This window comes from Kribbella sp. NPDC026596 (genome assembly GCF_040638415.1).
Lineage (GTDB): Bacteria > Actinomycetota > Actinomycetes > Propionibacteriales > Kribbellaceae > Kribbella.
Map to the genome: position 1 here is coordinate 21,501 of NZ_JBEZYF010000069.1, position 24,795 is coordinate 46,295.

The window sequence follows — 24,795 nt, forward strand, 5'->3', positions numbered from 1 at the left end:
CACATCCCGACCACCCGCGCCGCTGCGGGTGTCGACCAGCGATTACCGTGGTGAATCCTCAGGATGGAGGCGGGCACGGTGTCACAGTCGGTCAATGCACGGCTACAGCGGGATTCGGAGCTGCTCTGGCATCCGTACTCCTCGCTGACCGAGCCCTCGCCGGTCCGGCTCGTCCGGGGTGCATCCGGCGTACGGCTGCAGCTGGACGATGGGTCCGGCGGAGTGGTCGAGGCGATCGACGCGATGGCGTCCTGGTGGTGCATGATCCACGGCTACCGCAACCCCGTGCTGGATGCGGCGGTGAAGAGCCAGGTGGACGACTTCAGTCACGTGATGTTCGGCGGGCTGACGCACGAACCGGCCATCCGGCTGGCTGAGCGGCTGGTCGAGATCACGCCGGATCCGCTGCGGCACGTGTTCTTCTGTGACTCCGGCTCGGTCTCGGTCGAGGTCGCGATCAAGCTGGCGCTCCAGTACCAAGTTGCCCGCGGCAACAACGGGCGGACGCGGATGCTGACGGTTCGCGGTGGGTACCACGGTGACACGTTCGCGCCGATGAGTGTGTGCGACCCGGTGAACGGGATGCACTCGCTGTTCACCGGAGCCCTGAAGGAGCAGGTGTTCGGCCCGCAGCCGCCGGCCGGGTTCGACCGGCCGGACGACGATCCGGAGCTGCAGGCCTGGGCCGCTGCGGTGACCGAGTTGGCGGAACGGCATGCGGACGAGATCGCCGGCATCATCGTCGAGCCGATCCTGCAGGGTGCGGGCGGCATGTACCCATACAGCCCGGCCTGCCTTCGGGTACTGCGGGAGCTCGCCGACCGGCACGGTTTCCTGCTGATCCTGGACGAGATCGCGACCGGCTTCGGCCGTACCGGCACGTTCTTCGCTTCCGAGCACGCGGGCATCGACCCGGACATCCTCTGCGTCGGCAAGGCCTTGACCGGCGGCTATCTGACGCTGGCCGCGATGCTGTGTACGACGGACGTCGCGCAGACGGTCTCTGACGGGCCGGGTGGCGCGCTGATGCACGGGCCGACCTTCATGGCGAACCCGCTGGCCTGCTCGGTCGCGCTCGCGTCGATCGAGCTGCTGCTGTCCCAGGACTGGTCGTCGCGGGTTGCCCGGATCTCGGCGGGATTGTCGGCGGGGTTGGCTTCCGCGGCGTCGTTGCCTGGGGTCAAGGATGTGCGGGTGCTCGGCGCGGTCGGCGTCGTACAACTCGGTGGGCCGGTGGACCTGCCGCGGATGACCGAGGCGGCGCTGCGGCGCGGGGTGTGGGTCCGGCCGTTCCGCGATCTGGTCTACACGATGCCGCCGTACGTGTGCACCGATGACGAGGTCGCCACCATCGCGGCGGCGATCACGGGTGCGGTCGAGGAGGCCGGCTGATGCTCGAGGACTGGCTTTCCCCGAAGGCCGCGGCGCTGGAGTCCCGCGGCCTGACCCGCCGGCTCCGGCCGCGCGCGGCTCACGAACATCTGATCGACCTCGCCGGCAACGACTACCTCGGTCTGGCGCAGGACTCTCGCGTGATCGAGGCCGCAGCCGACGCCGTCTGCGCGTGGGGCACCGGCTCGACCGCGTCCCGCCTCGTCACCGGTACGACGACTCTGCACGAGGAACTGGAGTCCGCGCTGGCCGCTTATGTGGGCCAGGAGTCGGCGCTGGTGTTCTCGTCCGGCTACCTCGCCAACCTCGGCGTGGTCACGGCACTCGGCGGGCCGGGCACGCTGCTGGTCTCCGACGACCATGTCCACGCCTCGTTGGTGGATGCCTGCCGGTTGTCCCGTTCGCGGGTCGAGGTCGTTCCCCACAACGATGTCGACGCGGTCACCAAGATCCTTGCCGAACGCAACGAACCGCACGCTCTCGTCCTGACCGAGTCCGTCTTCAGCGTTCTCAGTGACGAGGCCCCGCTGGCTGCCCTCGCCGCCACGGCCGCCGAGCACAACGCCGTACTCCTGGTCGACGAGGCCCACGGCCTCGGCGTCACCGGCGGAGGCCGCGGCTCGGTCCACGCCGCCGGCCTCGCCGGTCTGGACCATGTCATCGTCACGATGACATTGTCCAAGGCTCTCGCCTCTCAAGGCGGCGTCGTCCTTGGCCCTCAGGTGCTGCGGGATCACCTGATCAACCGCGCCCGGCCGTTCATCTACGACACCGGCCTCAATCCCGCCGCCTGTGCCGCGGGGTTCGCTGCACTCCAGGTCCTGCAGGCGGAGCCCAGTCGGCCGGACGCGATCCACGCCGCAACTTTGCGCCTCGCCACCGCCTGCGGCGTCCCGCCCGCCGCCGGCCCTGTCGTTTCCATCCCCATGCCGGGTCCTCGGGAGACCGTTCAGGCCGCCGACCTTTGCTTGTCCGCCGGCGTGCGTGTTGGTAGCTTCCGACCGCCGTCCGTTCCCGATGGCATCTCCCGCTTGAGGTTGACCGCGAACGCCGGCTTGTCCGACGCCGACCTGGACCGCGCCTGCGCCGTGATCGTGGACGCGATCGGCCAGGTCTCATGATCATCCTCATCACCGGCACCGACACCGGCGTAGGCAAAACCATCACCACCGCCGCCCTCGCGGTCCGGGGTGGGGCAGTTGCCGTTGTGAAGCCTGCTCAGACTGGTGTTCTGGCGGACGAACCTGGCGACCTGGCCGACATCGAGCGGCTGACCGGCCTGACCGAACTGCATGAAGGCATTCGGTTGCGGGATCCGCTGGCGCCGACCACTGCGGCTCGGCGGGAAGGGGTTCCGCTGCCGTCGGTTGCGGAGCATGCCAAGTTCATCGACGATCTGGCCGGCAGCTACGACACCGTGCTGGTCGAGGGTGCGGGCGGTCTGCTGGTCGGGTTGGATGCTGAGGGCAACGACATCGCCGACCTCGCCGCCTGCCTGACTACGCCGTTCGCGTTCGTCGTGGTGGCACGGTCCGGGCTCGGCACGCTCAACCACACTGGGCTGACGGTCGAGGCTCTTCGCGCGCGTGGTCTGCCGATCGAGGGGCTCGTCATCGGCGCGTGGCCCGCTGAGCCTGACTTGGCTGAGCAGTGCAACCTCGAGGATCTGCCTGCGGTGACGGGGGTGCCGGTGATCGGGCGGATTCCGGCCGGCGCTGGGCAGTTGGATCGGGAGGCGTTCACTAGCGCAGCGCCTAGTTGGTTCGTATGACGGGGTGTCCGGCCCGGTACGACGAGGAGCTCGGGTACTGGGTCGTCGACGATCCGGCGCTCGCGCGTGAGGTGTTGCTGGATCCGGACACGTTCCGGCCGGACAACGCCGTACTGGCGCACAAGCCCTTGTCGGTGAAGGCGTTGCGGGTGCTGTCGGGCGTGGGGTTCGCGTTGCCGCCGACGTTGGCGAACAACGCGGGGGAGTCTCATCGGCCGATCCGGGCGGCGGTGGCGCGTTTCTTCAGCCCGGCGCGGGTGGCGGCGGTCGAGCCGTTGGCGCGGTCGCTGACGTCTGCTCGGGTGACGGGTGCTGCGGAGGCACTTGCTGGTGGTGGGCAGGTCGACCTGGTCCAGGCGATCGCGGCCGAGCCACCGGCGCTCGTCGTACTCGACATGCTGGGGTTGTCGGAGGTCGACGTACCGGCGCTGAAGGCGTGGAGTCTGGAGTCGCTGGAACTGTTCTGGGGCCGGCCGGACGAGGACCGGCAGCTCGAGATCGCACACAGTGCGGCCGAGTTCTATGCGTGGCTCAGATCGCGTACGACGGCCGCCCGCCGAGCACCCGGGGACGACCTGTTCGGCGTGCTGGTCGGCCTGGGCCTCACCGACGAAGAGGTCTGCGCGGTCGGCTACTTCCTCCTGATCGCCGGCCAGGAAACCACCACCCAACTCATCTCCACAGCCTTCCACCGGACCCTCCGCCGCACTCCGCGCGGCGAACACGAGGAGGGGAGGGGTGGCGAGGTCGTCGACCCCACCGAGGTGGTCGAGGAGGTGCTGCGGGAGGCATCCTCGGTGCCTACCTGGCGCCGTGTCACGGCGCAGCCCGCCGTGGTCGGCGAGGTTGAGTTGCCTGCGGGCGCTCCCGTGCTTCTCGGGTTATCGGGCCACGGAGGACCGGCGGATCTTGCGTTCGGGGTGGGGATTCACCGGTGTCTCGGCGCCGGGCTGGCTCGGCTGGAGGCTCGGGTCGCGCTCGAGTGTGCGGCCGGCCTGCTGAGCGCCGTACGCCTGGTGGAAGAGCCCCCGATGATCGACCTACTGTCGTTCCGCGCGCCGAAGCGCTTGCTGGTGACTTCAGTTCGTAACGCGGAGTAACACCGACGACAACCGCCGGCGCTAGCGTTCGGCGGGTGAGCTTCCCACCTCGCCGCCGGGTGCGGCTGTGGTTCGGCCGGCACCAGATCGCGGACTACATCGGCGACCCCGCCTCGGCCGCGCGCCACGAAGCCGCCATGCGCCGCCGCTTCCCCGGTCTCGAGATCACCAACGACCCGGTGCCGGTGAGCCGGGGACCGGCGGATTACAGCCCCGCTGACCTGCACCGATAGGCTTTGCAGGGTGACCCGGGAAACTGCACAGCATGAGTTGGTTCTGGTCGTCGACTTCGGCGCGCAGTATGCGCAGCTGATCGCCCGCCGGGTCCGCGAGGCCAAGGTGTACTCCGAGATCGTGCCGCACTCGATGCCGGTCGAGGAGATGCTGGCACGGGAGCCGAAGGCGATCATCCTGTCCGGCGGCCCCCAGTCGGTGTACGCCGAGGGCGCGCCGCGGGTGGAGTCGGACCTGTTCGACGCGGGCGTGCCGGCGTTCGGGATCTGTTACGGGTTCCAGGCGATGGCGCAGACGCTCGGTGGCGAGGTCCGGCGGACCGGTCTGCGGGAGTTCGGTCGTACGCCGGTCACGGTGAGTGAGCCGGGCACGCTGCTGGCCGGGATCCCCACAGATCTCAACGTGTGGATGTCCCACGGTGACGCGGTGCACGCGCCGCCCGCGGGCTTCGCCGTACTGGCCGGATCCGAGGGCGCGCCGGTGGCGGCGTTCGAGGATCTGGACCGGCAGTTGGCCGGCGTGCAGTGGCACCCGGAGGTCCTGCACTCGCAGGCCGGGCAGGCTGTGCTCGAGCACTTCCTCTACGACATCGCCGGCTGTACGGGCGACTGGACCACGACGAACGTGGTCGAGGAGCAGGTCGAGCTGATCCGGCAGCAGGTCGGTGACAAGCAGGTGCTGTGCGCGCTGTCCGGCGGGGTGGACTCCGCGGTTGCGGCAGCCCTGGTGAGCAAGGCGATCGGTGACCAGCTCACCTGTGTGTACGTCGACCACGGCCTGCAGCGGGCCGGTGAGTCCGACCAGATCGAGAAGGACTTCGTCGCCGCCACGGGGACCCGGCTGGAGGTCGTCGACGCGGAGGACCAGTTCCTCGGCGCACTCGCCGGCGTGACCGACCCGGAGCAGAAGCGCAAGATCGTCGGTCGGGAGTTCATCCGGACCTTCGAGGCGACCGCGCGCAAGCTCGACGCCGACCGGCACATCGAATTCCTGGTCCAGGGCACGCTCTACCCGGACGTCGTCGAGTCAGGCGGCGGCACCGGTGCGGCGAACATCAAGTCGCACCACAACGTCGGCGGTCTGCCCGACGACCTGCAGTTCTCACTGATCGAGCCGCTGCGCACCCTGTTCAAGGACGAGGTCCGCGAGCTCGGCATCGCCCTCGGCCTGCCCGAGACGCTGGTCTACCGGCACCCGTTCCCCGGTCCCGGGCTGAGCATCCGGATCATCGGCGAGGTCACCCGCGAGCGTCTGGACATCCTGCGCGCCGCGGACCTGATCGCCCGCACCGAGCTGACCGCGGCCGGCCTCGACCGCGAGATCTGGCAGTTCCCGGTGGTCCTCCTCGCCGACGTCCGCTCGGTCGGCGTCCAGGGCGACGGCCGCACCTACGGCCACCCCGTCGTCCTGCGTCCCGTCACCAGCGAGGACGCCATGACCGCCGACTGGGCCCGCCTCCCGTACGACGTCCTCGAGCGCATCTCCACCCGCATCACCAACGAGGTCGACGAAATCAACCGAGTCACCGTAGACATCACCAGCAAGCCCCCAGGCACCATCGAGTGGGAGTAGTCACCCCCGCGGGGTCTACCTCTCGCTGAGCTCGGCCTCCAGGGTGGTTGCTTCGGGGGTGCGGCCTTGGGTGTGGAGGCGGTCGACTAGGAGCCAGCCGGCGCGGTACCAGGGTTCGGTGCCGGGGGTGAGGGTGGGGAAGAGCTGTTCGAGGTACTGCTCGTCGGGGCCGTGTTCGGCGATGAGGAGGCGGGCGTTGAGGTGCTGGTCTTCGTAGCCGCCGCGTTCGTAGTGGTCGGCTGCTTGGGTCGCCTGCTGTACCGCGGTGGCCGAGTCTCCCTGGTGGAGGGCGATCATCGCGAGGTCCCAGTGGATGCCGGCGGTCTGGAAGATGACGGGCTGTTCAGCTGATGGCAGGGCGTCCAGGATCGGGCGACCGCTTTCGGTCAGCTCGACGGCTCGGGCGAAGTCGCCGGTATAGCGGGCGGACTGGGCGGCCAGGCGCAGTGCTTGCACCTGATCGATCGGTTGCTCCGCAGCAGCGCAGTACGACGCCGCACTGAGGAACACCTCGACCGCCTCGTCGTCACGGTCGAGTTTCTCGAGCAGCAGACCCTCGTCCTGCCGGACCATCGCCAGCCAGCCCGGATGCACGTCAGCGGGCGCCGACGCCTGCAACTCGCGCAGCTTGGTCAGTGCGGACTCCAGCTCGCCCAGAGCCTTGTACGCATCGATCAGTACGCCGCGTGCATCGGCCAGCGGCTCAGCCAGGTGAGCGTCGCCGGTGAGCGCCGGCAGTGCTTCCTCACCCGTCTCCGCAGCCTCCAACGGCCGCCCGGTCAGCAGGTACGCGCGGGCCAGCTCCAACTGACACAGCGCCACATGCACTTCCAGACCAGGCATCCCCGTGGCCAACGCGACCGCTTCGGTCAGGTCCTCGGCTGCCTCCGCAGGACGGTCCAGCTCGAGCCGGATCCGTCCACGCTGCCGGTGGGCGAAGGATCGCGGCAGGTCGTACGACGTACCCAGACCGATGGTTGCAGCCTGCTCCGCCTCCTCCATGCGACCCAGCTGGGCCAGCAGATTGCCCTGCAGGATCGCACCGCTCGCCCTGAGCTCGTTGTCGATGTCGGTGCGCTGCAGCATCGCAGTCAGCTCGCGTACGGCGTCGTCGAAGCGACCGGCCTGTGCGTACATGGTCGCGAGCGATTCCTGCCAACCACCGCGGCGGTGTGGGTCGTCGTTCTCGATCAGCCAGCGCAGAGGCTCCTCACCGGTCGCCAGACCTTCGTCGACCTGGCCCTGTGAGCACAGCGTCCGGCCGATGCGGCCGCGGTCGCGGAGTACGCGGACGTCCTCGCCGAGCTCGGCGTACAGAGTCAGGGCCTCGCGCCAGGCATCCAGTGCGACCTCTGCCTGGTCCTGCGCGACCAGACCGCGGCCGTCCAGCACACGCGCCCGGTCGAGGGGAGTCCACTCGGTCTCCGGGACCTCCTGCTCGAATGACTGCCAGGCCGCGATCGCCGCCTCCGGGCGCGCGCCCTGCCAGGCGTCTTCGGCTCGATCCAACCAGCCCCGCCCACTGGCCGGTGGGAGTTCCTCAGCAACGTCCTTCTGTACGGGCTTCCGGAGCTGGGCTCGCCGGGCGGTCTCCGACAGCGGTAGGTACTCCACCCACGGCTCGGCGGTCAGCGTCGCCCGGACCTCGTCGCTGCGATGCTTCGTACCGTTCCGCGCGTCGAACTGCGCTGCCAACTCCAGCGCTCGCGCAGCCAGCCGGTCAGCCAGCTCAGCCGCCGGCACGGCCTCGCCCGGCTGCCGGATCATCAGCCCGTCGTCGACCCTGCTCAGTGCGAGCGAGGCTCCCGCCGCGAACACCATCTCCGCGTACGGCGACGGCGGATCGGCCAGCTCAGCAGCGTGCCGCTCGATCAGCTCGACAGCCTTGAGCTCATTGCCGGTCCGGGCCAGAAAAACCACGTGGTCCGCGTGCTCGCTCAGCTCGCCGACCCGCCCGCGCAGGATCCGGTACGCCTTGCGATGTGCGTCCACCGCCTCGGAATACATGCCCTCGGCAACATACGCCGGGAGCAGTGCGGTCAGCATCTGCTGCGGCTGCTCTGCGCAGGTCAGTTGCCCGTCCAACACACTCACGGCCAGCGCGACGGCGTCCGCCGTACGCCCGACGTTGGTCAGGTGGTGCACCTTCGACGTCGGGTCGCAGCCGACACAGTCCGACAGGTCGTCGCGCGGTGCGGTCGACCACAGCCGGAACTGCTCGGCCGCCGTCTCCGCGTCACCGATGTGGTGCGCAACCAGCCACCGGTGCTGGTGAACGGCGTGCATGCTGTGACCACTCAGCCGCCACCGCCGTTCCATGTCGTCCAGTACGGCGTACGTACGCTCCAGCGGCACCTCTGGGAACTTCGACAACGTACTCGGCGCGTACTTGAAGCACCAGTGGAAGGTGTGCCCGTAGTCCCGGTAGCGATCGGGTTCCGCATCCCAGTCCGCCACACAGCGCGCGAACGGCACCAGCGACTTCCGCGGCTCCCCACCCATCACGTACGCCGTCACGAGCGACAGCCGGCTGTAGAACGCCAGATCCTCCTCACCAGCCGCATCGGCCCGCCGTACGACGTCCTCGAGCAAGGCGGACCGTGCTTTCCCGTACGGCGCGCTCTCCGCACGCTGCAGCCGGTCAACGAGTTCCTGGTTCATCGGGTCGGGTCCTCCTGCGTCGGGACGGCCTGATCGAGCAGACCGAGGAAGGAGCGGTTCACCAGCGCGGAGTCCGCCGGACTGATCGGGTGGTAGCCGAGCATCAGCGCATGTCCGTACAGGCCTTCCACTGCGAGCTGTGCGAGCTCACGGTCGTCCAGCGACGCCATCCGTCGTACCAAAGGGCTGCGGTAGTTCAGGACGAGTTGTGGACGGCTGTCGTCGTGGGTGTCGAGTGCGCCGAGCACTTCGGACCAGAGCGCGTCCGCGCGGTCCTTGGTGGCTCTGAGCTCATTGGCGAACTGCGCGGACCGGTCCACGAGGTAGAGCGCTGGCAGTCCGGCCGGCTCGAAGGCACGGACCACCACCTCGCAGCCGACCGAGTCGAGCGCGTCCTGCGCGAGCTGGACGAATGGGCGCAGCCGTAGCTCGGTGTCCGGGTCCAGACTGTCGAAGTTGGTGCTCAGCTCGGTCGGATCGAACCGGGTGATGACCAGATCGGGCACAACCTCCGGCAGGCGCTCGAGAAGCTCGCTATCGTAGGTATAGCCGCCGTTCACCACAATGATCTGCTGTGCGGCCGCTACCGCTGCCAACTGGCGGAACTCCTCGACCGTGGAGACGTAGCGGATCTCACCGCTGCGCTCCTGGAGCTCGGCTGCAGTCATCCGGCCGTGGTTGGTCTCGAAGCGCAGCCAGCGGTGCACCAGCCGCAGCATGTCGTCGTCATGCAGCGCGAGGGCCTTCACCCCGAGTTGGTGGATGCCGAGGAACCGGTCCAGCTTGGCGGGGTCCGTGTTGCCGAGTCGGACCAGCCAGCCGCGCAGCTGCGCACCCAACGCGTCCCGAGTGACCTCGAGATTGCCGTCGTCGAACAGTGCCTCACGGCTCGCGGTCGGCCGCAGCTCGGAGGTGTCGATGACCGCGCGGACGAAGAACGCCCAGTCGGGGAGGAGCCCTTCGACGTTCTCGGCGAGCAGCATCCGCTTCAGGTACACGCGATGCGTCGCCCGCTCAGCCGGGTTGGCGGCGAACGGCAGAACGAAGGCGACACCGGTCAGTCCGGCCGCCGGATTGTTCAGGTGGATCACGTCGAACGGCGTGAATCCGAGCTTGTCCTGCGCATAGCCGAGGAGGTCGGCACGGCTGCCTTCCCACGGCGCTGTACCGTCGGTGACCGGCTCGCCGTCGACCCGGATCTCGATCGGCAGCAATGCGCCGAAGAGCCGGATCAGCTCGACCACGGTGGCCTTCTTGTACCACTGCTCGGCACCACGCCGCGCCTTGATCGTCACCGTCGTACCCGGCTCAGACCGGTCCGCCGTGGTGGCGATCGTGTAGCGGCCATCCGCCGTACCGATCCAGTGCGTGGCCGGACCGCCGGCCGGTTGGGTGACGACCTCGATCTCGTCCGCGACCATGAACGCGGACAGCAGTCCGATGCCGAACTGGCCGAGGAACTCGGTCCGGGCGAAGCCGATCTCGTCCCGCTTCGAGCTCCGGCCGATCGTTGCCAGCAGCTCCCGAACTTCGTCCGGCGTGAGGCCGATGCCCGTGTCGGAGATGCTCAGCACGTCGTCGGCCGTGCGTACGTCGATCCGCCGCGGCGCACGGGGATCGGCGGCCTGTCGCGCGGTGATCGCGTCGACGGCGTTCTGCAGCAGCTCGCGCAGGTAGACCCGCGGGCTGCTGTACAGGTGGTTGCTCAGCAGGTCGACGATCCCGTGCAGATCGACCTGGAAGTTCTCACTCACCGATTCCCCTTCCCCATGGCGCCGGAACAACCTACGGCATCACGGTGTCCCCGGCGCCCGGGGAAGGATCGGTCAGCCGACCAGCTTGATCGAGTTGATCGGCGTCAGGTCGTAGTTGTTGGCCGTGTATTCCGGGTAGTACCAAGGGCAGTCCGTGCCGCTGTAGGTCTTGCACAGGTAGGCGCTCGCGCCGCCGTACTGGTTGTTGAAGACCATGTGCACGCCGACCTGGTTGACGAGCTTGTGGACGCCGTAGGTCCAGTAGATGTTCGAGGGCTGCCCGTTGTTCCAGCCCTTGTCCCGCGGGTAGATGCATACCGCGCCGTACGGGCACCCCTGGTAGGTACCGCCCATGACCTTCGTGGGCGTGGCGGCCTCGACCGCCTGCGCGGCCGGAGCGGTCACGGTCAGCATCGCCAACGCGCCGGTGGCGAGGCCGGCGCCGACGATGGCCTTGATGATCTTTCGCATGATCTCCCCTTGATCTGCTGCCCCCTGGTGGAGCGCTGCCTTCAGCTTCGGTCCCCGCGGACCCCGCCCGCCCCCGGTTTCGGGCCCAACCGAAGGGGGCCGGGCGCCTTTCGGGTGGCGCCGAAAGGAGTTGTCGGCAACTGTTCGCTCCGAGTAGGTGACGGACGGTGGCGTACGGCGCTACCTTGAGAGCGTCTTGGGGAGGACACGATGACGCTGACGGTGGGGACCTTCAATCTCAACAACCTGTTCGACCGGTGGAACTTCGAGGGCGCGCTCGAGGTGCTCGCGGCCGGGACCAGTTCGGTGCCGGCGACGTACACGTTCGACGACGAGCACCGGCGCCGGCTGCAGCTCGACGGGCACGGCAAGCTGCTGGTCGCGAAGAAGCCGGAGGACACCAACCGGGTGGCCGAACGGCTGCTCGCCGCCGACGTCGACGTCTGGGTGGTGCAGGAGATCGAGAACGTCGACGTCCTGCGCGAGTTCAATCGCGAGCACCTGAACGGCAGCTACCCGAACGTGATGGTGATCGACGGCAACGACTCGACCCGGTTCATCGACATCGGCATCCTGTCCCGGCGGCCGCTCGGCGGGGTGACGAGCTATCAGCGGGTCTTCCATCCCGACGTACCGGACCGGCCGATCTTCTCTCGCGACCTGGTCGAGGTGGAGATCCTGGACGCGCGCGGACGGAAGGTGCTGACCGTGTTCGGGACGCACCTGAAGTCGAAGTTCGTCGACTTCACCGTGGCGGATCCGGTGGCCGCCGCGGCGGCGGCACAGCTGCTCCGGACCCGGCAGGCCGAGACGATCGTGCGGATCATCTCGGCACGGACGAGCACGCGGCAGCGGTTCCTGCTGTGTGGGGACATGAACGACACGCCTGATTCGCCTGCGCTGGTGGCGTATGCGCAGTCCGGGTTGGTCAGTGCGTTGACGTCGCCGACCGAGGTGGGCACGGTGAAGACGACGGTCGCGTTGCCGGCGAGTCCGGCGTGGACGTCGACGTTCAAGGCGTCCGGGCAGCCGCGGTCGTTCGACCTGATCGACCAGATCTGGCTGTCGCCGGCGTTGGCGCCGCGATTGCGAGGGGCCTTCATCGGTCGGCGCAAGAAGCTCGCCCGCGACGGGACGGATCACGATCCGGCCTGGATCACCCTTGATTTATAGGCTTTCCCGGGCGGTGCTCTCGATCCCATCGAGGAGGCGGTCGAGGCCGTAGCGGTAGGAGTCTGCGGCGGCCTCGCGGGTGCTGGACTGGTAGCCGTTCGCGTTCCAGATCGTCGTCATCGCGGGATGTCTTTCGACGTCGAAGTACGTCTCCCACAGGTCGCTGCGTTCGTACCACCAGGCGTCGTTGCTCTGACCGGTGGCGCGCTCGATCAGTTCGCTCTCCGCCTCCAGCCCGGCGGCAGAGTCGACGTACGTCGTGATCGCGAGCGCGGCTGTGTTGGTGTCGGACGGGCTGAGGCCTGTACCGAGGAGCGCGGACAGCAGGTACTCGCGGGCGGCCAGCATGCCGGGGCCGATCGGCGGACGGATGGTGGACACCTGGCTCAGCCATGGGTGGCGGTGGAACATCGCTCGCGTCTGCACGGAGTAGATCTCGACCTGCTCGCGCCAGTCGTCCGGTCGGGGCTCACCTGGACCGGGTAGGTCGCGCTCACCGAGCACCTGGTCGACCATGAGGTCCAGGAGCTCGTCCTTGGATGGGATGTAGGTGTAGAGCGTCATCGTTCCGACGCTGAGCTCCTTGGCCAGCCCGCCCATCGAGGCTGCGCCCAGCCCTTGCTCATCTGCCAGCCGGATGGCCGCCAGAACGACTCCATCGACGTCCAGCGAGGGCCGTCGGCCCGCACCGCGTCGTCGCTCACGTCGCGCCTGCTCCTGCTCGGTGTCCGGTGTCGGAGGGCGGTGATTGCGCCACAGCAGCGCCAGCGTCCGCTCGGGCTGCCCCTCACCACTTCGCCGCACGGTCACAGAGCAACCATAGGCGCTGTGATTAATTCTCGTATACCCTACGAGAATTGGTATCCTCGGGAAGGAGTACGGCATGACGATCCTGGTGACTGGGGCGACCGGGAGTGTGGGGCGGCTGCTGGTGGATGAGTTGGTGGCGGCGGGTGCGCCTGTGCGCGCGTTGACGAACAACCCGGCTCGTGCGGCGTTACCTGCCGGCGTGGAGGTTGCCCGCGGGTATCTGGGGAAGCCGGCGACATTGCCCGCCGCGCTGGCCGGCGTCGACACGGTGTACCTCGCGCCACTTCCGGCGTACGTGGATGACTTCGTCCGGTGTGCGCAGGAGGCCGGCGTGCGGCGGGTCGTCGTACTGTCGGGTGAGCCGGCGGACTACGAGGCGCAGGGGGATCCGTCGACGTGGCACTACTACCGGATCGAGCGGGCGATCGAGGCGGGCAGGTTCGACTGGACCTTTCTGCGGCCAGGGCAGTTCATGAACAACACGCTGGACTGGGCTCCGTCGATCAAGGCGGAAGGCGTCGTGCGGGCGCCGTACGGCGGGCCTGTGCAGACGCCGATCGATCTGGGGGACATTGCGGCAGTGGCTCGGGTCGTGCTGTTGTCCTCGGGCTACAGCGGGCAGAAGTTGACGATGAGTGGGCCGGAGGCGCTCACGCCGCCGGAGCAGGTCGCGCACATCGCGGCTGCGATCGGGCGGGAGGTGAAGTTCGAGGAACTGACGCCGGCTGAGTATCTGTCTGGGCTGGCGCCGGTCATCGGGCTCGAGACGGCGCAGTGGTTGCTGGACGGGTTTCGGATGATGGCTGAGTACCCGATGAAGCCCGAGCCGACGGTGGGGTTGCTGACAGGTCGGTCCGGGGTGACGTATCGCGAGTGGGCGGTCGCTCATGCTTCGGACTTCAGTTGAAACACTGGCGAACATGTGTTCGACTGTAGTGCATGAGATGGGCTGGTCAGCAACTCGACGTAGAGACTCCGGGGACGTTGCCCGGGCTCGGGTCGATCGCGGGTCTGGTGCGTTCGGTGACGACGCCGGAGTTCCGCGGCATCACGTTCCATGAGGTGGTCGCGCGCTCGGCGCTGAACTCGGTGCCTGGTACGACGCTGCCGTTCAACTGGACCATCAATCCCTACCGCGGCTGCACCCACGCCTGCCGCTACTGCTTCGCCCGGCCCACGCACAAGTACCTCGAGCTCGACCAAGGCGCCGACTTCGATCAACAGATCGTCGTGAAGACCAACGTGGCCGAGGTCCTCCGCCGCGAACTCGCCCGCCCGTCGTGGTCCCACGAACAAGTTGCCCTAGGCACCAACACCGATCCCTACCAACGCGCCGAGGGCCGCTACCGCCTGATGCCCGGCATCATCACGGCACTCGCAGAATCCGGTACGCCGCTGTCCGTCCTCACCAAAGGCACCCTCCTCCGACGCGACCTTCCACTACTGGCCGCAGCTGCCCAGCAGGTCCCCGTCGGCGTCGGCCTCTCCCTGGCCCTAGGCGACGAGGAACTCCGCCGCCACGTCGAGCCCGGCGTCCCCTCCGTCCGCGGCCGCCTCGACCTCATCCGCGCCGTCCGCGACGCAGGCCTTCCCTGCGGCGTCATGGTCGCCCCCGTCCTCCCCTGGCTGACCGACTCCGCCGACCAACTGGACCACCTCTTCGCCGAACTATCCGCCGCCGGCGCCACCGGAGTCACCACCCTCGTCCTCCACCTACGCCCCGGCGTCAAGGACTGGTTCATGACCTGGCTGGCTCGCGACCACCCCCACCTCGTCTCCCGCTACGAATCCCTCTACGCCCACGGCTCCAACGCCGCCCCCAGCTACCGAACCGCCTTCGAACAAAAAGTCCGCCCCCTCCTAACCAAACACGGCTTCGCCCGAACCTCCTCCCACAGATCCGACCCCCTCCCCACCACCCCACAACCACCCCCACCCCAGCAACCCCTCTTCTAGCCGGGGTAGTTCATCCCGCGCGACAACTACGTTCACTCCTACGTCGCTCACTCGCGCAGCTCCCACCCGCCCGGTGCCACGCGGGCTCCTTTCGTCGCGCGCTCTGCGAAGCCCAACGACCGTGGTGGTTTCGGGTCGGTCGGGTGTCGGGTGAGTGTGGTTGGTCATCCCGCGCGGCGGCTAGGTTCGCTCCTGCGTCGCTCACTCGCGCCGCTCCCACCCGCCCGGTACCACGCGGGCTCCTTTCGTCGCGCTACGCGAAACCCCAACGACCGTGGTGGTTTCGAGCTGATCGGGTGTCGCGATGTGCATATCCGCGTGAACCACATCGAGCCAGCGACCGGGAGGCAACAGCAGGGCTATGTTCTCCCTGCGTCGCTTGGAGGTGACGGAGCCGACGACTCAAGTGGCAGCAACTTGCGCCGAGCACTTGAAGATGGCTTCACCGAGATCAGAGGACAGGGCTATGGATGCTGACAAGTCGAGAGAACCAAGGGTGTGGGCCGATCTCGAAGCGCGTATGGGCTGGTTGCCAAAGGAGCCGTACCTGCTTGAGTCCGGCGATCTGAAGGCGACCCTGCGCGAACTCGATGCGCTCGGATTTCGTGTCGTGCGGACGCGAGCACCTGAGGAAGGCAATCTCGAGGAGGCCCTGCTCATCGAGCTGACCGAGCGACTGGGGTTCGCCGCTGGTGGGGCCGGGAGCTGGGCTGCGTTCGAGGATCGATTGTGGGATTTGCAGCATGCCCCTGGAGAGCCGCCGATTGCGGTGGTAATCGACGGGTTCGATCGCTTCATGCGCCGGAGCGTGCATACCTTCGTGCGGTGTATTCACAACCTGGTCTCGATGACTGAAGCGGTTGGTCTGTCGGATGAGCGTGCCGACCTTCAGATCGAGTACTTCTTCGTGGGGGACTGGAATGGATGATGACCTGGTCGTCTTGGAAGGTGGCACGTGACTGAACAGACTCGCGTCCCGATCGCGACGCTCAAGCAGGCGGCGAAGGTCCTGTTAGAGCACGTCGAGGCGATCGAAGGAGAGTTCGTTTCGGTTGATAAGGACTACTACTGGGCGATCGCACCTGAGCAGCTGTACGACGTCCTGCATGAGCCGTCGGACCTTACAGTCGGCCAGCTCACGGAATGCCTGGACAACCTGAACTCGATCGTTGCCGATCCGTCGACGGCCACGTCCTATGGCTTGGTCTGGCTGGCCGACCTCGCGCGAGTAGTCGGGCAGAGCGTCGTGAGGTGATACCAGTCGTCGTGCTGTCCATCCGATCGCCTAGATGGGGTGAGGGCTGAGTGCGGTTGGCGGGACCACCTGGTGGTCGATTGAGCGGCGGCAGCCGCGCGCAAAGGGGTGGGTGGGAGCGACCGGCGTAGCACGCGACGATAGGAGCGCGCGGAGCGGGCGCGTGGGGCTGAAACCAGCTACGGGAGGGTGAGGATTTCGGGGCCTGTTGGGGTGATGGCGACGGTGTGTTCGGCGTGGGCGCCTCGGGTTTGGTCGGCGGAGCGGAGGGTCCAGCCGTCTTCGTCGATGACGTAGGTGGTGCCGGGGCCGGACCAGAACCAGGGTTCGATGGCGAAGACGTGGCCGGCGCGGAGTTTGAGGCCTCGGCCGGGGCGGCTGCCGTTGGGGACGTGGGGGTCCTCGTGCATGCGGCGGCCGATGCCGTGGCCGCCGAAGTCGAGGTTGGTGCCTAGGTTCGCGGCGTGGCCGATGCGGCCGATGGCGGCGCCGATATCGCCGAGGCGGTTGCCTTCGATGGCGGCTGCGATGCCGGCGGCGAGGGCTTGTTCGGTCGTCGCAATCAGTTCGAGGTCTTCGGCGCGCGGCGTACCGACGCAGAAGCTGGTGGCGGCGTCGGCGCACCAGCCGTCGACCGAGGCGCCGCAGTCTACGTTCAGGAGGTCGCCGTCCTGGAGTTTGAGGTCGGTCGGCAGGCCGTGCAGTACGGCGTCGTTGACCGACGTACAGATGACGCCGGTGAACGGGATGGTTGCGAAGCCGGGTTGGTAGCCCTCGAACAGGGACTCGGCGCCGGCCGACCGGAGTACGTCGCGGGCGACCTCGTCGAGTTCGCGCAGGGAGACGCCGACCGCGGCCTCCTTCTTCACTGCTGCGAGGGCGTTGGCGACGACGCGACCGGCGGCACGCATCTGTTCGATCTCCGCCGGCGTCTTCAACTCGACCATTGGCTGCTTCCTCAACTTTGCGGGATAGTTATACCGGTACTATTATCACGCTCATGGTCCGACCGCCTCTGTCCAGCTGGGATCGCGAACGTGGCCGCCAGCTCGGCCGCCTGCTCCGCGAGGCGCGGGGTGAGCGCAGCATGGTGGACGTCGCGGCCGCCTGCGGCGTCTCCGTCGACACGCTGCGCAAGATCGAGACCGGCCGCATCCCCACTCCGGCCCTGTTCACCGTCGCCGCCGTCGCCGCCACCCTCGACCTCTCCCTCGACACCCTGGTCGCCGCCTGCCATGACAACCACGTGGCCGACGCCCCACCGGACTCCTCCGGCCTGATCGCCTAGTCCACCTGTATTGGTTCGCGGCGACCGAGCCCACGACATCGCGGCCGAGGTGGCTGGAACTGGCGCAGCGTCGTACGGCGGAGACTGTCGGAGCACTCGGGGCGACGCCGAAAATGCTTTGAGTCAAAGGAGTTTGGCGGTCTAGGGTCGGTCGCATGATTACGTACTTCGTGATGGTCCGTCGTGCCCGGCTCCGGGCAGGCGAGGGGTGCCTGGGGATGGCATCCGCTCGATAGTCGTTGGGCCCAAAAGGTCGTGGACGCGGCCGGGGTCAGACCCGGTGAACTCGTCCTCGACGTCGGGGCCGGACTGGGTGCGCTGACCGCGCCACTGGTTCGGGCCGGTGCCCAGGTGGTCGCTGTCGAACTCCACCCACAAAGGGCCGACCGGTTGCGTCGGCGGTTCGCGGATGCGTCGGTGACGGTCGTCCGCGCCGACGCCGCGGATCTGCGGTTGCCGGCTCGGCCGTTCCGGGTGGTGTCGAGTCCGCCGTACAACGTCTCCACCGCACTGCTGAAGCGCTTGCTGGCGCCAGGTTCCCGCCTGGTGTCGGCGGATCTCGTTCTGCAGCGCCAGCTGGCGAATCGGTGGGCTCGCGGCGACGCGCCGGGGGCCAACCGGTGGTTCCGGCACTACGACCCGTCGATCGGGCTTCGCCTTCCCCGCAAGGCTTTCACCCCGCCTCCGCATGTCGACTCAGCAGTCCTCGTACTGCGCAAACGGTAGAAGGGTCCCCCACCGAACGGGTGGGGGACCCAACTGTTAGCCGTGCCAGGAGTTCCACAACGCGGCGTACGAACCCTGTCGGGCGACCAGTTCGTCATGGCTGCCCAGCTCCGAGATCCGCCCGTCCTCGACCACCGCAACTCGATCGGCATCGTGCGCCGTGTAGAGCCGGTGAGCGATCGCGATGACCGTCCTGCCGTCCAGCACCGCGGCCAGCGACCGCTCCATGTGCCGAGCGGCGCGCGGGTCGATCAGCGAGGTCGCCTCGTCCAGTACGAGCGTGTGCGGATCGGCCAGCACCAGCCGCGCCAGCGCCAGTTGCTGCGCCTGCGCCGGCGTGAGCGCCAACTGACCGGACCCGACGCGAGTGTCCAGCCCGTCCGGCAACGCCTCCGCCCACTCCCGCGCATCCACGGCCTCGAGCGCCGACAGCAACTCGTCGTCCGAGGCCGAGGGCCGCGCCATCGACAGGTTGTCCCGCAACGTGCCGACGAAGACGTGATGCTCCTGCGTCACGAGCGCGACCTGCTTGCGCAGTTCGTCCAAGGGGAGCTCGGTCATCCCGACCCCGCCGACCGTGACCGAACCGGTCCGCGGCGGATGAATGCCCGCGACCAACCTGCCCAGCGTCGACTTCCCCGCCCCGGAAGGACCCACCATCGCGATCCGCTCACCGGGCTGGATGGTCAGGTCCACGCCATGCAGTACGTCGCGGCCATCGACGTACGAGAACCGCACGTCGCGCGCCTCGACCAGCTCACCAGCCGGCGAACGGCCCGACGGGGTCCGGTCGTCCGGTACGTCGCTGATCCCCAGCAACCGTGCGAACGCGGCACCACCCGACTGCAGCTCGTCCATCCAGGAGATCAGCCGGTCGACCGGATCGATCAGCTGGTTGACGTACAGCACGCCGGCCGTGACCGCGCCGAGCGAGACCTGCCCGCCGAGGTGCAGCCAGCCACCGAACAGCAACGTCCCGACGACCGGCACCAGATACCCGACCTCGACGACCGGAAACCAGACCGTCCGCAGGAACAACGTGTACCGCTCGGCGAGGTATGAGCCCCGGATGTCCGCATCGCCCTGCCGGACGCGGTCGTCGTACCGCCGCAGCGCCTCGACCGTCCGCGCGCCCTCGACCGTCTCGGCCAACGAGCTCGTCATCTGGGCGTACGCCGCGTTCTCGCGCAGGTAACCGTCCTTCGCGCGCCGCAGGTACCACTTCGTGCTCAGCCAGAGCACCGGCACCATCGCGACCAGCGGCACGAGCACCCAGACGCCGACCAGCACCGTGGCCACGACCGTGAACAGCACCGTGACGAACGCGATGATGGTCTCCGGTACGGCGAACCGCACCGTCCGCGAGAGGGTGTCGACGTCACGCGAGGTCCGGGACAGCAGGTCGCCCGTGCCGGCCCGCTCCACCGTGCCGATCGGCAACGCGAGCGCGTTGTCGACGAAGTCCTCGCGCAGCTCGGCCAGCACCTGCTCGCCGAGCGCGAACGACTTGAACCGGGCCCAGCGCGTCAGCAGCGACTGCGCGACGATGAACACGGCGATCACGATGATCACCTGGTTGACCTTGCCGGCGGTCGTGCCGTTCTGAACGTCCTCGACCAGGTTGCCGATCAGGCGCGGCGCGGCCAGGCCGGTGACCGCCGCCAGTGCGTGCAGCAGCAGCGCGACGAGCAGGGTCCGTGGGTGCTGACGGGCCAGCCGCCGCGCGTGCCGCCGGATCTCGGTGGGCCCGGCGACGGGCAGGATCTGCTTCATCGGAGGACCTCCTCTTCGGTCTGGCGGGTCACGGTACGGCGGTACAGCGGTTCGTCCTCGAGCAACGCACGGTGCTTGCCTGAGGCAACGACACGTCCGGCGGCGACGAAGATCACCTCGTCGACGCGGTCCAGCAGCAACGGGCTTGCGGTCAGCACGACGGTGCTCCGGCCGGCGCGGTGGTCGCGCAACCGGTCCGCGATCCGCGCCTCGGTGTGCGCGTCGACCGCCGACGTCGGCTCGACCAGCACGAGCACGGACGGGTCGGCCAGCAGCGCCCGCACCAGCACGAGCCGCTGCCGTTGGCCACCGGAGAACGACCGGCCCTTCTCCTCGACGTCGGAGTCGAGCCCGTCCGTCAACGCGACCAGCACGTCCTCGGCGGACGCCGTACGCAGCGCGGCCATCACTTCCTCATCGGTACGACGGCCGGCCGGGTCGAGCTCGGAGCGCAGCGTGCCGGTGAACAGCTGTGAGCCGGTGTCGCTCACCAGGATCCGCTCACGCACGTCCGCACGAGTCGCGCTGGCCAGCGTCACTCCGCCGTACCGGACTTCACTCAAGTCGTCGTACCGACCTAGGCGGTCGGCCAGCTCGGCGTAGCTGTCCGGCTCGGCGGACACGATCGCGGTGAGCAGTCCGTCGTGTGCACGGATGCCTGAGACCGGATCGACCAGGTCACCGCGTTCGGGCAGGCGGACTGCCTGGACCGGCTCGGTGATGTCGGGCTGCAACGCCAGCACCCGGATCACTCGGCCCGCCGCGACCAGACCGCGCATCAGTTGGTTGGCGAACTCGGTGGCGGTGCGTAGTGGCAGCACCAGGAACGTCGCATAGCCATAGAAGGCGACCAGCGAGCCGGCGCTGAGGTCGCCGCGCAGTGCGAAGTGCGCACCGAGGCCGACCACGAGCACCACGAAGACACCGGGCAGCAGCACCTGGGCGGCGTCCAGCACAGACTGGATACGGGCGACTCGGACACCAGCTTGCCGGACCTGCTGCGACTCGGTGCGGTACCGCCGGGAGAAGGAGTCCTCGCCGCCGATCCCGCGCAGCACGCGCAGGCCGGCCACGATGTCGGAGCCCAGCGAGTTCAGCTCGCCGACCGCCTCGCGTTGCGCGGACTGCCGCTTGTGCAGCGGACGCAGCATCGGGCCGAGGGTGAACAGCATCACGGGGACGCCGATCAGCACCACTAGGCCGAGCGTGGTCGACGAGGAGAGCAGGATCGCCGCGACCACCGCGAAAGCCACGATCGCGCCCGCGAACCGGGCTGAGATCTCCATCAGGTTCCCGACGTACGCCAGGTCGCCGGCACCGACGCTGACCACCTCGCCGGTCGCCAGGTGCTTCGGCAGGCTCGCCCCGAGGTCGGCCGACTTCCGGGTCACGACCTGGACCGTGCGGTACGCCGCGGACAGCCAGTTCGTCACCGCGAACCGGTGCCGCATGATGCCGGCCAGCGCCTGCACCACGCCGACCGCGAACAGCGCTGCGGTCCACTTCAGCAGCGCCTCGCCGTCCTGCGCCGCGATGCCCTCGTCGATCGCCTTGCCGAGGATCGCCGGAATGAACGCCTGCGCCGCCATCCACAGGATGCCGAACGTCATCCCGCCGATCATCGTGGGCGCCTGCCGCCGCGCCACCCACCACAGATAGCGGGTCGGCGAGCGGTGATCGGGAACGCCGGGATCGGCGACGGGAAGCTGTTTCATAACCCACTAAGGCTAGGTGCGCGCACCGACAGTCCGCATGCGAATTATGGGTGCCGGTGACGGTCGGTAGACCTTCACCTTGCGTTGGGCAACGAGTTCCCGGTGGGCAATCTGCGGCCCCTGTCCTGGAACCATGCTGGTGATCGCGCATCGGGGAGCGAGTGGCTACCGCCCGGAACACACCCCGGCGGCGTACCGCCTGGCCGCGGCCCAAGGGGCCGACTATCTGGAGCCCGACCTGGTCGCCACCCTCGACGGCGTCCTGGTCTGCCGGCACGAGAACGAGATCTCCGGTACGACGGACGTCGCCGCGCACCCGGTCTTGGCGGATCGGAAGATCACCAAGATCGTCGACGGGACCGCGGTCAGCGGGTGGTTCGTCGAGGACTTCACCTACGCGGAGCTGCGGACCATCCGGGCGGTCGAGCGGATGCCCGGGTTGCGCGCGAGCAACACGGCGTACGACGGCCTCGAGGAGATCCCCACCTTCGACGACGTGGTGGCATTGGCGCGGCGGGAGTCGCTCCGGCTCGGGCGGCGGATCGGCGTCATCCCGGAGATCAAGCACCCGGCGTACTTCCGGCGGCTCGGACTGCCGCTGGAGGAGCTGCTGACCGAGCGGATCCTGGCTCTGGGGCTACGGGACGACGAGATCATGGTGCAGTCGTTCGAGCCGACCAGCCTGCGCCGGTTGTCGGTCATGACCAGAGTGCCATTGGTGCAGCTGGTGGACTCCGAGAGTGCTCCGAACGACTTCCTCCGCATGGGCGACGGTCGTACGTACGCCGATCTGCTCGAGCCGGCCGGGTTGCGTGAGATCGCGACGTACGCGCAGGTTCTGGCTCCGCACAAGGACCTGGTCATCCCGCGCACTGCCAGCGGGGCTCTTGGTGAACCGACTCGGCTCGTTGACCAGGCGCATCGCGCCGGTCTGGCGGTCCAGCTCTGGACCTTTCGCGCCGAGCGGCGCTTCCTGCCCACCGCCACGGACTTCCGCGCCGAACTGACCCGCTTCGCCGCACTGGGCATCCAGGGCCTGTTCGCCGACCACCCCGACCAGGCCGTCGCCGCACTCCGCAAACCGGCCCTGAAGGTCTAGATACTTCGCGGCGGGGTGACGAACGGTGTGTCGTCACCCCGCCGCAGTTTGGTCGTGTACTGCGCCCGAGTGGGGCGCAGGTCGGATCATGCTGCCGGCGGCTTGTTGTTGGTGTCGGTCTTGCTGTCGTCGTAGATGCGGGAGGCGATGTCGGCCTCGGGCGAGTTGTGCTGCTGGTTCACCGACTGCTGGACGTTCTGCCAGACCGCCTTGCCGTCGGACTCGGGGATCACGATCCAGGCCACCGCATAGCCGAGCAGAGCGGTGCCGCCGGTGATCAGGGTCAGGCCGACGATGCCGAGGCGGACCAAGGTGACGTCGATGTTGAAGTACTCCGCGATACCGCCGGAGACACCGGACAGCATGCGCTGCTCGCGGGAACGACGGAGGACCTTGCCGGAGAGGTTGGAGAACGGTGCGTTGGAGTTCGTCATGGCTCAACTCTCCCGTCCGAGGACCCTCCGGCACATCAGGATCGGTACCGACCGACCCCTGATCCGACCCCTGGGACCCTGATCCAGCCCCCTGACGACTTTCGTGGAACCTGGGCGTGCCGTCAGCCTGTCTTTACGGGTGAAAGGCGGGTGACGAATGGACGACTTCAGCGAGTACGTCGCGGCGCGCTGGCCCACGCTGGTGCGCTCCGCGGTGCTTCTGGGGTGCAGCCATCCGGAAGCCGAGGATCTCGTCCAGACCGCCCTGGAGCGGTGCCTGGTGAAGTGGAACAAGGTACGGGCGGCCGACGACCGCGACGCCTACGTGCACCGGGTCCTGATCAACAGCTTCCTCTCCGCCCGGCGCCGCCGCTGGCACGGGGAGAGACCGTCGGCGGTCCTTCCTGAGTCCTCCGCTAGCGACCAGACCGCCGGCGTGGACGAAACCGACGCAGTGATGCGCGCACTCGACCGGCTGCCGACCGACCAACGCACCGCCGTCGTACTGCGGTACTACGCGCACCTGAGCGAGCAGCAGATGGCATCCGCCCTGGGCATCGCCACAGGCACGGTGAAGAGCCGCCTGTCCCGCGCGGTGAAGGCCTTGGCGCAGGACCCGAACCTGGCAGAACTGCGAGAAACCCAATGATCGAATCGAAGCTGACCGAGCTCCTCGAACGCACCGGCGACCAGACCGCCGTCGGCCCCCCACCCCTGGACGCCCTGCGCGCGGGCGCCGCCCGCCGCCGCCACCGCCGTACCGCGGCCTGGTCGGCCGTCAGTGCCCTGACCGTGGCTGCCGTGATCGGTGGGACGACTCTGCTTGCAACACAAGGCTCCGGCGACCCGTCGCCACCGGTCGCCACCGCCACGCCAGGGCTGGTGCCTGCCGGTATGCGGTTGGTGGGTCTCGGGCACGCGGCGATCGCGGTGCCGAAGAATTGGGGCACCAACGAGTTGACCTGTGCGACGCCCAAGAAGGACACAGTTCTCATCGACGTCGGTGCGGTGACGCTGTGCGGCATGCCTCGCCCCGTCGGGGTCGAGAGCCTGGAACTGGGCCGCGGTGTCCCGCAGGTCTTTGATTTCCACGCCGAAGAGACCCTTGAGATCGACGGAGTGCGGGCGGAACGTCAACGGACGACCTGCTCGGACGAGGGCAACTTCTTAGGCCAGGGGACGATTTGTACCGGCGCCGTGTTCATCCCGTCGCTGGACGTGTGGTTCTTGGCTGAGTCATCGACGAACGCCGAAGAAGTCGACCGCATGCTCGGCCGCATCGTGGTTGAGCCGGACCTGGTCGGCGTACCGGGGTACCGCGCGATCGACCGGGACGGAAAGCAGCCCACCGGGGAGGACTATGCCCCCCTGCTCGAGCAGGCGGGGTTGAAAGCCGAGTTCCGGACCAGGAAGTCGCCCGGCTACCCGGCTGGAACGATCTTCACGGCTGTACCGGCTCCCGGCACGATGGTGGCCCCGGGAGCGACCGTGACGATCACCGTCGCTGGGTCGTGAACTGAGTTCCTAAGGGAAGTCAAGCCACCTGGGTAGCTCTTATGCTGGTGGTGGCGGGTCGGGATGTTGGAGCGCTTGGCGACTCCTGTGACTCCC

General features: G+C 68.3%; 24 protein-coding genes. 16 read left to right on the forward strand and 8 right to left on the reverse strand.

What is annotated here, in order from left to right; all coding sequences use genetic code 11:
- The first annotated feature begins 78 nt into the window (after positions 1-78).
- Genes bioA through guaA form a run of 6 tightly spaced genes read left to right on the forward strand, consistent with a single transcriptional unit; the run spans position 79 to position 6,069 of the window.
- Positions 79-1,392, forward strand: a complete 1,314-nt coding sequence (bioA, locus tag AB0E63_RS37600; protein WP_360376912.1) for an adenosylmethionine--8-amino-7-oxononanoate transaminase — start codon at positions 79-81, stop codon at positions 1,390-1,392.
- Entirely contained in the window at positions 1,392-2,513 is a 1,122-nt protein-coding gene (locus AB0E63_RS37605; RefSeq protein ID WP_360376915.1) for an 8-amino-7-oxononanoate synthase, read from the forward strand. The genes bioA and AB0E63_RS37605 overlap by 1 nt, the downstream gene beginning before the upstream one ends.
- On the forward strand, positions 2,510-3,163 hold the full coding sequence (gene bioD / locus AB0E63_RS37610; RefSeq protein WP_360376918.1) for a dethiobiotin synthase: 654 nt from the start codon (positions 2,510-2,512) through the stop codon (positions 3,161-3,163). The genes AB0E63_RS37605 and bioD overlap by 4 nt, the downstream gene beginning before the upstream one ends.
- A complete protein-coding gene (locus AB0E63_RS37615; protein WP_360376920.1) occupies positions 3,160-4,263 on the forward strand; it encodes a hypothetical protein in 1,104 nt (367 codons plus the stop codon). Before bioD ends, AB0E63_RS37615 begins: the two co-directional genes overlap by 4 nt.
- Before the next feature lie 35 nt (positions 4,264-4,298).
- A complete protein-coding gene (locus tag AB0E63_RS37620) occupies positions 4,299-4,496 on the forward strand; it encodes a hypothetical protein (protein ID WP_360376922.1) in 198 nt (65 codons plus the stop codon).
- 10 nt (positions 4,497-4,506) lie between these two features.
- Positions 4,507-6,069, forward strand: coding sequence for a glutamine-hydrolyzing GMP synthase (gene guaA, locus AB0E63_RS37625; protein ID WP_360376925.1), 1,563 nt, complete (start codon positions 4,507-4,509; stop codon positions 6,067-6,069).
- 15 nt (positions 6,070-6,084) lie between these two features.
- On the opposite strand, the gene AB0E63_RS37630 is transcribed toward guaA, so the two are convergent.
- From AB0E63_RS37630 to AB0E63_RS37640, 3 genes are all read right to left on the reverse strand, one after another.
- Positions 6,085-8,730 (reverse strand): hypothetical protein, encoded by a 2,646-nt coding sequence (locus AB0E63_RS37630; RefSeq protein ID WP_360376927.1) that lies wholly within the window; start codon positions 8,728-8,730, stop codon positions 6,085-6,087.
- Positions 8,727-10,484: an HSP90 family protein gene (locus tag AB0E63_RS37635; RefSeq protein ID WP_360376930.1), complete on the reverse strand. Its 1,758-nt coding sequence runs from the start codon at positions 10,482-10,484 to the stop codon at positions 8,727-8,729. Before AB0E63_RS37635 ends, AB0E63_RS37630 begins: the two co-directional genes overlap by 4 nt.
- Before the next feature lie 72 nt (positions 10,485-10,556).
- Positions 10,557-10,955, reverse strand: coding sequence for a hypothetical protein (locus tag AB0E63_RS37640; protein ID WP_360376932.1), 399 nt, complete (start codon positions 10,953-10,955; stop codon positions 10,557-10,559).
- 210 nt (positions 10,956-11,165) lie between these two features.
- Between AB0E63_RS37640 and AB0E63_RS37645 the strand changes: the two genes are divergently transcribed.
- Positions 11,166-12,128: an endonuclease/exonuclease/phosphatase family protein gene (locus AB0E63_RS37645; protein ID WP_360376935.1), complete on the forward strand. Its 963-nt coding sequence runs from the start codon at positions 11,166-11,168 to the stop codon at positions 12,126-12,128.
- Here the strand turns inward: AB0E63_RS37645 and AB0E63_RS37650 are convergent.
- Positions 12,123-12,938, reverse strand: a complete 816-nt coding sequence (locus AB0E63_RS37650; protein ID WP_360376938.1) for a TetR/AcrR family transcriptional regulator — start codon at positions 12,936-12,938, stop codon at positions 12,123-12,125. The genes AB0E63_RS37645 and AB0E63_RS37650 overlap by 6 nt on opposite strands.
- A gap of 73 nt (positions 12,939-13,011) precedes the next feature.
- On the opposite strand from AB0E63_RS37650, the gene AB0E63_RS37655 reads away from it, so the two are divergent.
- The 4 genes from AB0E63_RS37655 to AB0E63_RS37670 all read left to right on the forward strand — a co-directional run bounded on the left by AB0E63_RS37655 (position 13,012) and on the right by AB0E63_RS37670 (position 16,149).
- Positions 13,012-13,845, forward strand: coding sequence for an NAD(P)H-binding protein (locus AB0E63_RS37655; RefSeq protein WP_360376940.1), 834 nt, complete (start codon positions 13,012-13,014; stop codon positions 13,843-13,845).
- A gap of 32 nt (positions 13,846-13,877) precedes the next feature.
- Positions 13,878-14,894: an Rv2578c family radical SAM protein gene (locus AB0E63_RS37660; protein ID WP_360376943.1), complete on the forward strand. Its 1,017-nt coding sequence runs from the start codon at positions 13,878-13,880 to the stop codon at positions 14,892-14,894.
- A 466-nt stretch (positions 14,895-15,360) separates the two neighbouring features.
- Entirely contained in the window at positions 15,361-15,822 is a 462-nt protein-coding gene (locus AB0E63_RS37665) for a hypothetical protein (protein ID WP_360376946.1), read from the forward strand.
- Positions 15,823-15,849: 27 nt separating this feature from the next.
- Complete coding sequence (locus AB0E63_RS37670; RefSeq protein ID WP_360376948.1) at positions 15,850-16,149, forward strand: hypothetical protein; 300 nt, start codon at positions 15,850-15,852, stop codon at positions 16,147-16,149.
- Between the two features lie 179 nt (positions 16,150-16,328).
- Here AB0E63_RS37670 and map read toward each other — a convergent pair whose 3' ends face one another.
- Positions 16,329-17,096 (reverse strand): type I methionyl aminopeptidase, encoded by a 768-nt coding sequence (map, locus tag AB0E63_RS37675; RefSeq protein WP_360376950.1) that lies wholly within the window; start codon positions 17,094-17,096, stop codon positions 16,329-16,331.
- Positions 17,097-17,149: 53 nt separating this feature from the next.
- On the opposite strand from map, the gene AB0E63_RS37680 reads away from it, so the two are divergent.
- Together AB0E63_RS37680 and AB0E63_RS37685 are read left to right on the forward strand one after the other, a co-directional pair.
- Positions 17,150-17,437: a helix-turn-helix transcriptional regulator gene (locus AB0E63_RS37680; RefSeq protein ID WP_360376952.1), complete on the forward strand. Its 288-nt coding sequence runs from the start codon at positions 17,150-17,152 to the stop codon at positions 17,435-17,437.
- A gap of 183 nt (positions 17,438-17,620) precedes the next feature.
- A complete protein-coding gene (locus tag AB0E63_RS37685; protein ID WP_360376955.1) occupies positions 17,621-18,163 on the forward strand; it encodes an rRNA adenine N(6)-methyltransferase family protein in 543 nt (180 codons plus the stop codon).
- Between the two features lie 36 nt (positions 18,164-18,199).
- Here the strand turns inward: AB0E63_RS37685 and AB0E63_RS37690 are convergent, their stop codons facing one another.
- Positions 18,200-19,936 carry an ABC transporter ATP-binding protein gene (locus AB0E63_RS37690; RefSeq protein ID WP_360376958.1) on the reverse strand — a complete coding sequence of 579 codons (1,737 nt, stop codon included), beginning with the start codon at positions 19,934-19,936 and terminating at the stop codon, positions 18,200-18,202.
- On the reverse strand, positions 19,933-21,651 hold the full coding sequence (locus tag AB0E63_RS37695; protein WP_360376961.1) for an ABC transporter ATP-binding protein: 1,719 nt from the start codon (positions 21,649-21,651) through the stop codon (positions 19,933-19,935). The genes AB0E63_RS37690 and AB0E63_RS37695 overlap by 4 nt, the downstream gene beginning before the upstream one ends.
- 133 nt (positions 21,652-21,784) lie before the next feature.
- On the opposite strand from AB0E63_RS37695, the gene AB0E63_RS37700 reads away from it, so the two are divergent.
- Positions 21,785-22,750 carry a glycerophosphodiester phosphodiesterase gene (locus tag AB0E63_RS37700; RefSeq protein WP_360376963.1) on the forward strand — a complete coding sequence of 322 codons (966 nt, stop codon included), beginning with the start codon at positions 21,785-21,787 and terminating at the stop codon, positions 22,748-22,750.
- An 86-nt stretch (positions 22,751-22,836) separates the two neighbouring features.
- Here AB0E63_RS37700 and AB0E63_RS37705 read toward each other — a convergent pair whose 3' ends face one another.
- The gene (locus tag AB0E63_RS37705; RefSeq protein ID WP_360376965.1) at positions 22,837-23,184 is read right to left on the reverse strand and encodes a PspC domain-containing protein; all 348 of its coding nucleotides are present in this window, start codon (positions 23,182-23,184) and stop codon (positions 22,837-22,839) included.
- Positions 23,185-23,341: 157 nt separating this feature from the next.
- Between AB0E63_RS37705 and AB0E63_RS37710 the strand changes: the two genes are divergently transcribed.
- Positions 23,342-23,833 carry a SigE family RNA polymerase sigma factor gene (locus AB0E63_RS37710; protein WP_360376967.1) on the forward strand — a complete coding sequence of 164 codons (492 nt, stop codon included), beginning with the start codon at positions 23,342-23,344 and terminating at the stop codon, positions 23,831-23,833.
- Positions 23,830-24,699 carry a PASTA domain-containing protein gene (locus AB0E63_RS37715; protein ID WP_360376970.1) on the forward strand — a complete coding sequence of 290 codons (870 nt, stop codon included), beginning with the start codon at positions 23,830-23,832 and terminating at the stop codon, positions 24,697-24,699. The genes AB0E63_RS37710 and AB0E63_RS37715 overlap by 4 nt, the downstream gene beginning before the upstream one ends.
- Positions 24,700-24,795 lie beyond the last annotated feature (96 nt).